The sequence below is a fragment of the Sphingobacterium sp. UBA2610 genome (genome assembly GCF_002339225.1).
Classification (GTDB): Bacteria; Bacteroidota; Bacteroidia; order Sphingobacteriales; family Sphingobacteriaceae; genus Sphingobacterium; species Sphingobacterium multivorum.
Genome location: NZ_DDKA01000032.1, coordinates 77691 through 90600, shown reverse-complemented (window position 1 = coordinate 90600; position 12910 = coordinate 77691). Strand labels below are relative to the sequence as shown.

Here is a 12910-nt window from a genome sequence, read left to right as displayed (position 1 = left end):
CAGGAACGTTCTATATATTGATAAATGCCAAGTCTGTCCATATGCATGGCATATTTTGACGGGTGCGTTTTTTCCATTTGCCGGTATCTGTCGCTTGATATTTTTATTACGGATGTTGCCATGGACTGCGATACCCTCTCTGCAATAATTGAGTTGCTTCAGGGTCATTAATACATATTTTTTGCGTAGGATCATAAATCAGGGGCCGATTCAACTACATCGACAAATTGGCTAATATGCAACTTGCGGTGGAGATATAGCCTTCTTCAATATCGGCTACAGGTAGGTGATTATTTTCAATTGCTGATAAAAGATCGAGCATGTGTCGTCGCGTTGCCGGAGCTGTATGCAGTTCTATTCGATGCTCTTCCAGATCTTTAGGAAACGTCTCTTTTTCTAAGATAACATCCTTTCGGATAGTCTCACCTTCTCCGATGGGAATGAACTCATATTTCATCACACTTCCCTTTAAAGTACCTTTGTCACCGTATATAACAAATGCCCAAGGATATTCAGGGTCTGTTGCTGCTCCCCATGTCCTATGCTGCCAGACACAGTTAAGATCTTCGTATTCAAATAGAGCGGTCTGCGTATCTGCAATCGTCGATTTGCCTTCTTTTTGGACATAAATACCACCTTTGGCACTCACGCTTTTGGGCCATTTAAGTTGCAAAAGCCAACGTACCGTATCAAACATATGCATTCCCATATCGCCGGTTATCCCATTTCCATAAGCCATAAAGGTTCGCCACCAGCTGCCATGCGGTAAACCATCATAAGCTCGTAAAGGTGCCGGTCCTGTCCATAACTCATAATCTAAGAACTCTGGAACTTGTTGTGTAGGCGGGTTACCATTTCTCCGCATATGATAGTAGCAGCACATCTCCACATGCGAAACCTTACCAAGCAGGCCGCTATCGACCACACGCTTCTTAGCGTCGATGAGATGCGCCGTACTCCGCCGTTGGGTCCCTACCTGCACTTTCCGGTTATATTTTCTAGCCGCGCGCCATATGGCATCGCCCTCAAGTACATCCACACTGATGGGTTTCTGCAAATAAAGGTGAGCCCCCGCACGCATCGCGTCTATAGCCTGTCTTGCATGCCAGTGATCCGGTGTGCCAATAAGGATAAGATCGAATTTATGGTTAGCGAGCATCTCCCTATAATCTCTATAAAGCTTTGGAACCTTTTTTGAAACCTGGCGCTCAGCAGTTAATCGCCCCGCCTCCTGCAAATGGTTGTCGTCAACATCACATATGGCGATAACATCAACATCCCGAACCTGCATTAAACGGAACAAATCACTCTTCCCATACCAACCCGCACCGATCAATCCGACCCGAAAATTTTTAATCGCATCTTTAAACGACAGACCTTTAACTTGCAAAGCGGATAAAGTTAAGACTGCTCCCGCTCCTTGAATAAATTTTCTCCGATTTAGATTGAACATAGACACAATTTGCTGGTTTATTACCTAATATAAGAAAAATAAGCAATAAACAATAAAATATTGCATCAACAAGCGCAGCTATAGAGCGGATAATCTGGGAAATTACGGAAAGAAAGGCTCGGAAGATATAGATATTTAACGACTATTAGCAGTCGGGGAATGGATTAAATCGGTTTGATGGACTGAGTCCCGGCTTTGATTAAAGGTTCCGGGACTGTGCCAATTTTCTTATAGACTAAAACTATTCAAAAAACTCTCTAATTCTTCAATTGCTACATTATTTGCTGAAGAGACAGTTGCAAATCGATTTGATTCGAGATATTGAATGCTAGTCAAACCATCGTTTTCAAACATGCTCCAGTCAAAAGACGCCAGCCAACCTTTGTAAGGCTTAACCTGCATTTTGGTTCCTAGGTCTTCAATTGATTTTAGGTCGATATAGTTCATCAAATTTAACTTTACCTGATCCGAACCTGGACCGGCTCCGTCGGTAACCATCAAATAAATATTTTGCTCTCCCTTCACATAGTTTGCCGTTGCGTAAGATCCTGACTCCGCATCCTCGAAAGCCGTCACCTCTGTGAGCTTAAATCCATTGATTTCCGGTTTGAACTTTGCCTTAAAATCAGCCGAACTGATAGGCTTCATCTTTCTCAGCGCTGTTGCTAATTGTTCAACCTTCAATGAGTCTGAATTTACCTGCACATATTCAATGTGTTGAACAGCTAATTGCTCTCCGGCAAATACAGCCTTTGAATTGGCCATGCTCGCTAGGGCCGCACATACCATACTAATTCCTAAATAAGGATACTTCATATTATTATTTCTCTAATCTTTCTCCCCTATAAACAAAAAGCACACCACTCTTTCAGATAACCTTCACTATTTCTTCAAAAATAGTGTAAATTCACGTTTACCAAACAGTTAGAAAATGAAAAGAGAAACCATATACCTAAAAGTAATATTATTTTACGTGGCTTCGCTGGTGTTGTTTGCTTTCGCTGCCGCTGTGACCAAACAGACAGCGTTGTGTTGCAAAGGGTAGCGAACATCAGTCTGAAAACATCGCGTTTATTGCCTATACAATTGTAATGCTTTTGGGTATTCTCATCGTCTATAGACTATCAGAAAAAACATCGTTTCAAACGAACAATAGGAACCAGATCCATTAATTCCACAATCGATGCACAAGACATCGGCAAAAGCCTTTTCAAACATATCATTTCCTTATTCATATCGACGCCTTGTAGACACGAAGCTACAACAACCAGACTTACTGCAAGTTCTAAAAATAAAGGCACGGCTTTTGTAAACTACTAAGTAAAAAAAAGTATTATGAGAAGAACGCTTTACACCACATCTGTTATTATATTACTCGTCTTATGTGTGATTATACTAATGACCACATGTTCAAAAATTGCCTAATTTATATCCAGTTTGGGCAAAATTGCAAAACCAGTGATAACGACGAGTTCATCGCTGAAAACAGCATCTAAAAAATAGATTCTTAGGCCCTCCTCATGGCTTTCATCAAGTAGCTAAATTTCGCTTTATTGATCAGGAAAGAACGCGATCCAGACAGATTGTACAAAATTTCGTTATTCCCGGACGTATAATTACAAAAAAGCCCTAGAGCGGGGAACTCTAGGGTCTTAGCCATATATTAACCTATTTTATGAAAAGTATTTGTATCAATAACGTCTTAGTTTCCTATTTATTTTGTAAAACATAGAAATTTCTTAAATTTTCTTTTTTCGTACAAAGATTCAATTCCTATCACTTGCCTTGTAATTATTCCTATAGCTGTCTTTTACCAGTTCATATCAATTACCTTACAGCGGTTGTGCTAAACCAATCAATAATCCCTCTACTCCCCTTAGATAACAGAGACGATACGCATTTTCATATTGTACCACCTCCCCGACCAGCACAGCTCCATGATTGTCAATGAGTCGCCGCAGCACATCATCGATATCTTCAACGGTAAACATTGCCCGCAAATAGCCCAAGGCATTGACCGGAGCGTTTCTATGATCTGCAATTATCGCTGGATCAATAAATCTTGAAAGCTCCAATCGGCTATGCCCATCTGGTGTCACCATCATGGCGATCTCCACATGCTGAGCACCGAGACCTGTTATTCGACCTGACCATTCCCCTTTAATCTGTGCCCTTCCCTCCAAATGTAAACCAAGTTCTGAAAAAAACGAAATCGCGTTGTCCAACGACTCCACCACGATACCCATATTATCCATTCGAAGTAACTTACTCTTTTCCATAATACATCATTTATAAGGACTTATAATTCCTATTAAAGATACAAAGGAAAATTTTAAGGCGACCACTTTACCCAGTCTTTAGAATTTATAGCTCAGGCCAGCTTTTACCATAAAAGGTGTTCCAGGGGTGAAATGCAATTCAGAAACGGGCTGTTGTTCATTTCTTAATCGAGTCTCTGTCTCAAACTGTGCTTCATTCCATTTGGTGTCAAATAAGTTTTGGGCCTGCAACAAAAAATTCCATTTTCCCACGCCATAGTTAAGCAGGAGATCGTTGACCAAATAACCTTTAGCACGTACCGAATTATCTTCTTTCGCTGGTTTTGTATTCATATAACGATAGCGCAAATTGGCCGAAATGCCGAGCGGTAGCTTCACAGATACTCCCCCTGTACTTGTTAAAGAAGGTACCAGCGGGATATAGTTTTCGCCTTTAGGTTGGTCAATTGCCCGCGCGTACGCATAATTGATGTCGCCATCAAAATATAACCATGGAGTAGCTTGATAGCGTAGACTCAAATCAGCCCCCAGACGTTTCGTTTTGCCTGAAGGCTCTACAACAGCTTCATCCCCGACGTACACAAATTCTTGCTGCAGGTATAACCCCCATAAAGCAGGCTGAATAAAAAGGTTATCAGTTGGCTTCCAGATCAAGCCAAGATCTGCACCAAAGGAAATGGGCATAATATCTTTTCCCTGTTGTTCCATCACCACCCTGATATCGTTGGAATGAAATCCCATACCCGTTTTCAAATAGATTTGGGCGCTATGATTGAACGTATATCCAAAGTTCAGCTTTGGGCTGATTCTTGTTGCAGAAGCCTCTTGCCCTGCAGGATCACTTTTCAGCTTATCATGCAAGTTGAAAATCAAGTGATCGACACGTAATGCAGGATTAATCGTCCATTTTCCAATACGCCAATCCAGATTGCTATAGGCATGAAGATTCATTTCTACACCCGAAATATGCGAAAGCCGATCCAATAATTCGTCGCGCTGATAGACATGGTTCAGTTGAAGATCTTTGATATCATCCACTCGGAGCCCAAACCCCGATGTCCAAGAAAGCTGACTATGATCAAAATGAAATTGGCGATTGTATTTGTTTTCGATACCGTACAAGTATCGATTATCAACCTGCTCTATTTCATCGCCATGAATGGGGTCTTTCAGAAAGAAAGTAAAATCCGAAAACAACTGAAATTTATAGCGCGAGAAGTAAACATTGCTTTCCCAGCTTTCTTGATCACTGATCAGCGCACGGTATTGCATCGCCAAATTCATGCGGGATGTATTCCCGCCTTCTGTAGAATCAATCGAACCCCAACGGCTAATCAGTCCCTGACGAACAGCCCGCTCCGGAATCTGACCCGATGCATTCCAACCCGAACTGAATATGGACCCCTGGAGATTGATATAATGTTTCTCATCGATCCACTGATTATATTTCGCAAATAGATTGACACGACTAAAATTTTGCTTGATGTCAAAAGGACCATTCGAATAATTGAACTCTCCTGCGGCATAGGCATATTTATTCTGCTCATGGTTATTCAGCAGATTAAGCATGGCCACGGTACGCCAGGAATCAAAAGAACCGCCTTCAACCTTAAAAAGATTATGATCCAAATGATCCAAGGTCGTAAAATTAACATAACCCGATGTGTTCAAATCGCCTTTGTCTGCATAATAAGCACCCTTGCCAAAATCAATGTCTTTTACCGTTTCTGGAATAATAAAATGGAGATCTGCGTATCCTTGACCGTGCGCATGAGAGACCATATTAACGGGAATGCCATCTGCAGTAATGGCAATATCTGTACCGTGATCATTATCAAATCCACGCAAAAATATTTGCTCAGCCTTTCCACCACCGGCATGCTGTGCTATAAAGAGCCCAGGAACTTTTCGTAACAGATCTTGCGCCGAATTAACCGGAATCTTACTTAAATCAACTTTGCTCAATGTTTTACTGCTATTGAATGCATCCACCTGAATTTGACTCAACTGCACTTCATTTTTTTGCATCTCGATTTCAATCGGAGACTTCGCTTCTTTTAGGATGTATACCTGATCGAGATAGCCAATCCGGCTCAACAATAAAGTATCCGGAAATATTCCCGGCTGTACGGAAAAAGTACCATTCGATGCTGTATGACTATGTTTTATTCCACGTTGGTAACGTATATTGACTTCTTCTAATCTCTGTTTACTATCCTTATCTTTCACAGTTCCCTGAATTACATGTTGCTGGGCATAACTGTGTGTAGTAGCCATTAGGCTTATAAAAAAGGTGATTTGATGTTTGTTCATATCCTATTTAAAAAATTACCATCCCAGAAATAACATCCCCGCACCGCAAATTGAGAGGACAGCACCACTAATAGCGTGTACATATCGATCAAGTTTTTCGGTGTTGAGCAAATTATAACCATAAATTCCCAACAAGACCATCCCAACCATGGTTGCCACTGTTGTGATGGTAAAGGTGCTAATCAGTGTAATCACCTCTGGCATTGAGCGGTGAGCACCTGAAAAAAATAAAAGTGGAATCAATGGTTCCGATGGTCCCATGACGAAAATTGCAAATAATACCAAAGGCGTTACCTTCGTTTTTTGATGATGGTGATGATGCCCTGATGTGCTTTTCCCATGCGTGTGTTCATGCACATACACCTCATCACCCATCACATCAAAATGCTTATGAGAATTCTTCTTTGACATTTTCCAGATCCCGTAAATCAAATATCCAAGTCCAAAAATAAATAGTGCCCAACTCGAAACATTGCCGCGCACGTCCTGCAACCAGCTGATCTTATTGAGCTGCCATCCAAGATAAACGCCAATAATCCCCAGTATGACCGAACTGAAAACATGCCCAAGCCCACATATAATGGTCCATAATATGGTTTTCCCCAACGACCATTTTTTCGATTTGGACAATACAATAAATGGCAGATAATGATCTGGGCCCGATGCAGTATGAAAAAAACTGATCGTAATAGCTGTAATAGCTAATGCGTAAAGTGTTGTGTTCATATAAATGATTTAATAGCAAAGCAGCTGATTAAGCCGCTTTCTTCAAGCAATGATTTATTAAATCGGTTTTATAGCCGTCTGTCGACCCAACCGATGATATTCACGAAAAGGAAAAGGGATTTAACCGAAAATTTTAAAGGAATGGTATAGGATACACCTGTCTGGCAGCCTGTTCGATAGATATTTATTTTGGAGTTCATAAAAACTATGCCATGACTTCTTATCCGCAAATAGCAAGAAAATTGGTAGAATCAGTCCCAAGGTACAGAGCCGAACGGCATATGCTAAATGTTGATCATAACGCCATTCGAACGAGCATTCTTCGATCGATCCGACATAAAAATCGAAATGGGATTGTGAAGAAGTTATTGCCGTTTTTGAGGTGTTTTTATAGGCAGTATGTGAAAAGACATCCTTGTTTATTTTACCTGTAAAAAACAGACAGAAAAAAACAATGGACAAAACCATTAAAAGTTGTCTTAAATACCTATACATAGCATGTAACATCCCTATGGGATTGATAGATCAAATGTATTATAAGTTTGATCGTGTAGAGTAGCACAAATCTTGAATTTTATAGTCTTTTTCTAACTTGCTAAAAAATGTATATCTAAAAAAAACAGCGCGAAAACTTTACTTATACCAATAACAACGCAATAAAACGGTAGAAAAACAAAATATCCCAGCATAAATCAACAGAGTTAAATTAGCACAAATCACGATTTACAACCGATCAAGTCGCTCCTATATTTTCGGCTATCGACCGGCTTGCCATACCGCTTATAATTGTAGTCTATCACATTATTTTCCCTCTTGCATCTCCAGCACCACTTGCTTCCGGATAAACATAGGATCATTAGAAAATTAAGCTATAAAATAATCCTAATTTTCTAATGATCATGCTAAAGCTGACGCAGGATTTAAAGTATAATTTTAAAGGTTTTGTCTGTGGCCAACAGCACAATACTAAGTACACACATCAGCAAGGAGTTGTAGAAATGATGATACTCTTGATGCGCCATATGTGCCGTAAACGCAGCAACCGCAAATGGAAACAACAGCAGCACTGCAGCATTCTTAAATTGCGGGTTATACAAACCTATTAAGAGCAATACTACCCCCATTAGTTCCCCTATTCCGATAATGATCATCCAAGTCTTATTAAAACCCAGGGACTGCATGCTTTGCATCATGGCGCTCTTTTGAAAAACTTTGAATAATGATGCATATCCAAATACATAAAGGTAGTACGCATTGCTCAACCAATGAGCGACTGATTTAATCGTTTCCATGTTATACTTTTTGTTTTCCTACAAATTTCTTTATTAATTTGCAGGAATAACAGTACATACAAGATTGTATGATACCAACAAAAAAGTTTGTATGAACCCGCGAAAAGAGAATTCAACCAATCACATTAATGAGCTATACTGGAAAGACCGTTGTGGTATTGCATTTACCTTGGCCACCATAGGTGGCAGATGGAAAATCAATATCCTTTCCTATTTGCTAAATGAAGGTAAACTCCGCTATAGTGAGTTGCGGAAAAGACTCGTGGGAATATCTGAACGTATGCTGATCGCCAAATTAAAGGAACTGGAGCATGACAAGCTGATTAATAGAATTGTATACCAGCAAGTTCCCCCAAAGGTAGAATATGAATTAACCGAGCTCGGCCGTTCGCTCGAGGAAATATTAAACCTAATGGATAGATGGGGAGAAGATAATCTCCCCGAATCAATGCTTTGATAGTGCATAGAGTGCAAAAGTACCTAACCAATGTGACCCCATGTAATCATCCTTGGTTGTAATATTGGGCAAAGAATACTTTAAATGTTTATTCGCCAACCTATGCAAATAACTTAATTCAGGCAGCGCTTTGGCGATACCGTTTAAACAGTTGGCGCGACTAAAATTAAGTCCATCCAGATGGACCAAATGTCCGTCGGTTCGATCTTTCACGATTCCTGGTTCTAAATTGAAATCGGGATTAAACAGATCTGGCATAAAATCCTTTAACCATTTACGGTAATCCTCCTGTTGCAGCACCATACTCATACAAAGGGCTTCTTCAAGACAAGGAGAAAGAAAATCGCTTCCACTTGGCTCAAAAGAAATGTTGCAGCTCTTATCCTGACTGTATAAACGAGAAGCATTCGTCATTAATGATTTTTCAAACGTCACATTTCCCGTGCTTCTTGCATAGTCCAGGGACAGCGAAAGGCCAAAGGCCGAATTATCATGATAGCCTGTCCTGATCGGATAGACCAATTTGGGCAAATATTCCTGATACGATTTTACCACATGTTTCACCAACGGTTCAAGATTCGATGCCCAGCGTTTTGCATCGGCATCTTCCCAAGTTAATAATTCCTTCTGCAGCTGCAACAACCAAGCCCAGCCATACGTACGCTCAAAGTTCTTATTGTTCTTATCTTGAAAGAAATCTAATTCAACAGCCACATTTTCTGCTGTAATATTTCGGTTCAATTGGCGTCGAATTTCACCTGAGCTATCCAAATTTGGAAATTCCTTCAAAATATGCACAATTGACCAATACCCGTGTACAGAAGAATGCCAGTCAAAACAACCGTAAAAAATTGGATGCAATGTACGCGGTGCTTTTAGATCACCATCACTACCGAGTACCTGTCCCAGCTTATTGGGATATTCCACTTCGATGCAATGCAGTGGCAAACTGAGCAGATGCTTGGCCTGAATGCTATCCAAGGTTAAAGGCTGATCATTTGAACTCGTATTTACTTTGGTCGCTGAATTATTTTGACATGCAACAAAAGCAACGGACATGCAAAGAAGCCCTATTATTTTCTTCATAAACCCTTATTTTATAAACGACTATATAACATTTAATTAAGTAATTGTTCTACCAGTTCAGGAACAGCTATGGTCGCCGATTCTCCAATACACTGTATATTACGTAAAGCGTTGTCATGAGGAATCTTTTTGTCAATTAAAAACGATTTACAGTGACTAGGCGCAAATTCTTTAAGTCCCGCAGCGGGATAAACCTGTAGGGAGGTCCCCACAATAATCAAAATATCGGCCTTCGAAACCAGGCTTATCGCTTCCTCAATGGCCGGCACAGCCTCTCCAAACCAGACTATATTTGGCCTCAGCTGACTACCCTTCTCACAAAGATCACCCATTTTGATCTCATCACCAACAATGGGATACACCAAACGGTCATCGACAGATGACTTCGACTGATCCAGGCGTCCGTGCAAATGAACGATATGGGATGAACCTGCCTGTTCATGTAGTAGATCTACATTCTGCGTCACAATACTCACCCGGTATGCTGATTCCAATTTTACCAGCGCATGATGAGCCGCATTTGCCTGTGCGACCAAAGCGGCTTTCCGTCTCAGATTATAAAACTCCTGCACCAAGGCTGGATTTTTATGCCAACCTTCAATGGAAGCAACTTCCATGACGTCATGTCCTTCCCACAATCCATTGGCATCCCTAAAGGTAGGTATACCGCTTTCAGCCGAAATACCGGCCCCCGTCAATACAACGATATTTTTCTTTTCCATCTTAAATCTATTTGTTGCACCATTGTATAGTTAAGATTGACTTTTGATATGACCTTCATCATGTCTGTAGGCCTGATCTAGATCATTCATTTATCAACAAAGATGCATAATTATCCGGCAGCTCGAGTCGGATCGAATCTTTACTCAAGGCTGCCTTACGGTTCATATCATCAAAAGAACGTTGGTAATACACAAAAGCGCTATTTGGTATATGCAGTTCACTGGCTTTCTGCACGTTGAACACATAGCGATTATTTTTTAATTTGACATGCTGATAAATCCGATAAGTAACAACTTGAATCTGTACCTTATCAAATTTCGGAATGACCTTTAAATCCGCCGGTTCATGAAAGTATTTATCATTGAAATACATAAATTCATTTGACTCTGCTAATGTTGCTAGAGCTAACCTTCCATTGACCACTTCATTCACTAACGAATCTGCCCGCAATCGCTCGGATTTACTTCCGTCACCGGAAGAACAACAAACACAAAGAAGAACAAAAATTGGGATCAAAACAGCTTTGATTGGATTCATAGGCCTAAGTTATAATAAAAAATGCTTTTGCGCCACAATTCAGGAGAAAATGCACCGAATACCGAAAGAAAATGGATCAGAATTAATAAATCAGCATAGTTTATATCTCGCAAAAAAGCCCAGGATATTTTGTTATCCCAGGCTTTTTTTCAACGCTAATTGCTATTCGACCTCTTAAAGGTTATTTTCGATAGCGCCCACTTTCTCGCGATATAGTTGTATTGGCGCATCCAACAAAACAGCAATAACTGTCATATTTTTATCCAAGCGCTCTGCTGGTGCCTGAATGTAGATAATACCCGGGATGCTACTCCAATAAAGCTTATTGAAAATCTCATGATTTATCATGGAGCCCTCACCGACCACGCGGATCCTGGCGACTCCATTTTTAACACCTTTTAGTGCAATAGGACCCGTAGGTTTTCCCTCGACAAACAGATACAATGTCTGGCGATCTTTAGAGAGCGCGCTTAGTCCTTCATAATGTCCTTCAGGTAAGCCTTTTCCAGTCTCATAAAGTGCTTCGGCATGATCCTTAATCCACTTTAATACCGTTGGATTAGTCGCATTACTACTTGGCAATTTGGTCTCTAAGCCATCCACGGTCAATCCGGAATTATCAAAGATATTTTTTCCGGCATGCAGTGTTGAAGCGATCTGACCTAAAGCACGACCTGTCAACTTATTATCCAGTACAGATTTCAACGTAACTTCAGTATCTTGCGGTGCAGTCCAACGAAGCACCTCCGCAAAGGTTAGTGCAATCACAGTCACATCCTGATCAAAGTTTACTTTCGTCAAATCGACTTGAACGGTTCCGTTTTCAGACTTAACGTTCACTTTCGCGGATGCATCACCAACAACTGAGACTTCTTTAATGGCTGTATGATTGACCAAACCTCTGAGCTGCAATTCGGGTTTCTGGTCGTATACATACAGGTAAAGTGTCTTTCCGTCCTTTGATAAAGCAGATTTCCCGCCGTAGTTCACAAAAGGAATACCGGCTCTTGTACCGTAGATCGCAGCTGCATGCTTATGTGTCCATCGCCCCAGCTGTTTCAAAATATTTAATTGTTCCTCAGGGATCGTTCCATCTGCCTTTGGACCGATATCCAACAATAGGTTTCCACCCAGGGAAATACAATCTACCAACGTTCGAATGATCATATTCGGTGATTTGTACTTTTTATCAAAGGGTTGATAGCCCCAAGAATCATTCATGGTATAACAGAGTTCCCAAAATTTAGCATCAGGACGGTTTACTGGAATCCCTTGCTCAGGTGTATCGTAATCTCCATGATGATTCAATCGCGAGTTTATAATAATATTCGGATTATACTTCCGCAAAAGATTCAAGGTCTCTTTAGCTTTCCACTCCTCGGCACTATGCTCCCAATCCCCGTCAAACCAAAGTAATTCGGGCTTATACTGTTCGGATAGCTCAGTCAATTGCTTCTGGTAATATTTTACATAATTATCCCAACGAGAAGGCTCACTTTTCAATTCATAACGTTTTCGATTGCGCGTAAAAACATCGTAATAAGGATGGCTCCAATCGGGCAAAGAATAATACAGTCCAGTATGCAAGCCTTCTTCTTGTATGGCTTTCACAAATGGTGTGATTACATCCTGTTTGGCAGCTGCGTCTTGTAATGTCGTGATCGCTTTATCAGCCTTCGTATTCCACATCGAGATCCCGTCATGGTGTTTGGTCGTAATCACCGTGTATTTCGCACCGGCTTCTTTGATCAATTTGGCCCATTCCTTCGGTCTATAATCCTTTGCTGTAAAACCATTCAGTTGCTTGATATAATTGTCATGGTTGATGTAATTATTGAAGAATGACCAAGATTCTGATATTCCATCGACAGAATAAATCCCCCAGTGAATAAAAATACCCAGTTTGGCATCCTCAAACCAATCCATTTTTTGCGGTGATACATTGTTCTGCGCTGAAACGTTTAAGCACGCGGACGCCAAAAGAACAAAAAGAGAAATCTTTCGAAACTTCATAAGCTATTTTATCGATTACATAACAGTTTAA

General features: G+C 40.6%; 11 protein-coding genes. 1 reads left to right on the top strand and 10 read right to left on the bottom strand.

Annotation, left to right across the window (positions count from 1 at the left end; all coding sequences use genetic code 11):
* Nucleotides 1-214: 214 nt before the first annotated feature.
* The 6 genes from B4Z47_RS21515 to B4Z47_RS21490 all read right to left on the bottom strand — a co-directional run bounded on the left by B4Z47_RS21515 (nucleotide 215) and on the right by B4Z47_RS21490 (nucleotide 8063).
* Nucleotides 215-1453, bottom strand: coding sequence for a Gfo/Idh/MocA family protein (locus B4Z47_RS21515; protein ID WP_201649477.1), 1239 nt, complete (start codon nucleotides 1451-1453; stop codon nucleotides 215-217).
* A gap of 228 nt (nucleotides 1454-1681) precedes the next feature.
* Nucleotides 1682-2269, bottom strand: a complete 588-nt coding sequence (locus B4Z47_RS21510; protein WP_070560823.1) for a hypothetical protein — start codon at nucleotides 2267-2269, stop codon at nucleotides 1682-1684.
* A gap of 1016 nt (nucleotides 2270-3285) precedes the next feature.
* Nucleotides 3286-3732 (bottom strand): VOC family protein, encoded by a 447-nt coding sequence (locus tag B4Z47_RS21505; RefSeq protein WP_115048550.1) that lies wholly within the window; start codon nucleotides 3730-3732, stop codon nucleotides 3286-3288.
* Between the two features lie 78 nt (nucleotides 3733-3810).
* A complete protein-coding gene (locus B4Z47_RS21500; RefSeq protein WP_115049559.1) occupies nucleotides 3811-6009 on the bottom strand; it encodes a TonB-dependent receptor in 2199 nt (732 codons plus the stop codon).
* 51 nt (nucleotides 6010-6060) lie between these two features.
* Entirely contained in the window at nucleotides 6061-6771 is a 711-nt protein-coding gene (locus B4Z47_RS21495) for a hypothetical protein (protein WP_115048548.1), read from the bottom strand.
* Nucleotides 6772-7691: 920 nt separating this feature from the next.
* Nucleotides 7692-8063 (bottom strand): DoxX family protein, encoded by a 372-nt coding sequence (locus B4Z47_RS21490; protein WP_115048543.1) that lies wholly within the window; start codon nucleotides 8061-8063, stop codon nucleotides 7692-7694.
* Between the two features lie 91 nt (nucleotides 8064-8154).
* On the opposite strand from B4Z47_RS21490, the gene B4Z47_RS21485 reads away from it, so the two are divergent.
* On the top strand, nucleotides 8155-8520 hold the full coding sequence (locus B4Z47_RS21485) for a winged helix-turn-helix transcriptional regulator (protein WP_115048541.1): 366 nt from the start codon (nucleotides 8155-8157) through the stop codon (nucleotides 8518-8520).
* On the opposite strand, the gene B4Z47_RS21480 is transcribed toward B4Z47_RS21485, so the two are convergent.
* The 4 genes from B4Z47_RS21480 to B4Z47_RS21465 all read right to left on the bottom strand — a co-directional run bounded on the left by B4Z47_RS21480 (nucleotide 8509) and on the right by B4Z47_RS21465 (nucleotide 12879).
* The gene (locus B4Z47_RS21480; protein WP_286727896.1) at nucleotides 8509-9606 is read right to left on the bottom strand and encodes a DUF2891 domain-containing protein; all 1098 of its coding nucleotides are present in this window, start codon (nucleotides 9604-9606) and stop codon (nucleotides 8509-8511) included. The two genes, B4Z47_RS21485 and B4Z47_RS21480, sit on opposite strands and share 12 nt — an antisense overlap.
* Nucleotides 9607-9638: 32 nt before the next feature.
* A complete protein-coding gene (locus tag B4Z47_RS21475) occupies nucleotides 9639-10328 on the bottom strand; it encodes an SIR2 family NAD-dependent protein deacylase (RefSeq protein ID WP_115048537.1) in 690 nt (229 codons plus the stop codon).
* An 82-nt stretch (nucleotides 10329-10410) separates the two neighbouring features.
* The gene (locus B4Z47_RS21470) at nucleotides 10411-10866 is read right to left on the bottom strand and encodes a hypothetical protein (RefSeq protein WP_070560836.1); all 456 of its coding nucleotides are present in this window, start codon (nucleotides 10864-10866) and stop codon (nucleotides 10411-10413) included.
* 174 nt (nucleotides 10867-11040) lie between these two features.
* On the bottom strand, nucleotides 11041-12879 hold the full coding sequence (locus B4Z47_RS21465) for an alpha-L-fucosidase (RefSeq protein WP_115048535.1): 1839 nt from the start codon (nucleotides 12877-12879) through the stop codon (nucleotides 11041-11043).
* Between the last annotated feature and the right edge of the window lie 31 nt (nucleotides 12880-12910).

Excerpts from the sequence above, each read along its gene's own strand:
- B4Z47_RS21495 (WP_115048548.1), bottom strand. The coding sequence starts at position 6,771 with ATGAACACAACACTTTACGCATTAGCTATTACAGCTATTACGATCAGT.
- B4Z47_RS21485 (WP_115048541.1), top strand. The coding sequence starts at position 8,155 with ATGAACCCGCGAAAAGAGAATTCAACCAATCACATTAATGAGCTATAC.
- B4Z47_RS21470 (WP_070560836.1), bottom strand. The coding sequence starts at position 10,866 with ATGAATCCAATCAAAGCTGTTTTGATCCCAATTTTTGTTCTTCTTTGT.
- B4Z47_RS21515 (WP_201649477.1), bottom strand. The coding sequence starts at position 1,453 with ATGTTCAATCTAAATCGGAGAAAATTTATTCAAGGAGCGGGAGCAGTC.
- B4Z47_RS21475 (WP_115048537.1), bottom strand. The coding sequence starts at position 10,328 with ATGGAAAAGAAAAATATCGTTGTATTGACGGGGGCCGGTATTTCGGCT.
- B4Z47_RS21505 (WP_115048550.1), bottom strand. The coding sequence starts at position 3,732 with ATGGAAAAGAGTAAGTTACTTCGAATGGATAATATGGGTATCGTGGTG.
- B4Z47_RS21480 (WP_286727896.1), bottom strand. The coding sequence starts at position 9,606 with ATGAAGAAAATAATAGGGCTTCTTTGCATGTCCGTTGCTTTTGTTGCA.
- B4Z47_RS21490 (WP_115048543.1), bottom strand. The coding sequence starts at position 8,063 with ATGGAAACGATTAAATCAGTCGCTCATTGGTTGAGCAATGCGTACTAC.
- B4Z47_RS21510 (WP_070560823.1), bottom strand. The coding sequence starts at position 2,269 with ATGAAGTATCCTTATTTAGGAATTAGTATGGTATGTGCGGCCCTAGCG.
- B4Z47_RS21500 (WP_115049559.1), bottom strand. The coding sequence starts at position 6,009 with ATGGCTACTACACACAGTTATGCCCAGCAACATGTAATTCAGGGAACT.
- B4Z47_RS21465 (WP_115048535.1), bottom strand. The coding sequence starts at position 12,879 with ATGAAGTTTCGAAAGATTTCTCTTTTTGTTCTTTTGGCGTCCGCGTGC.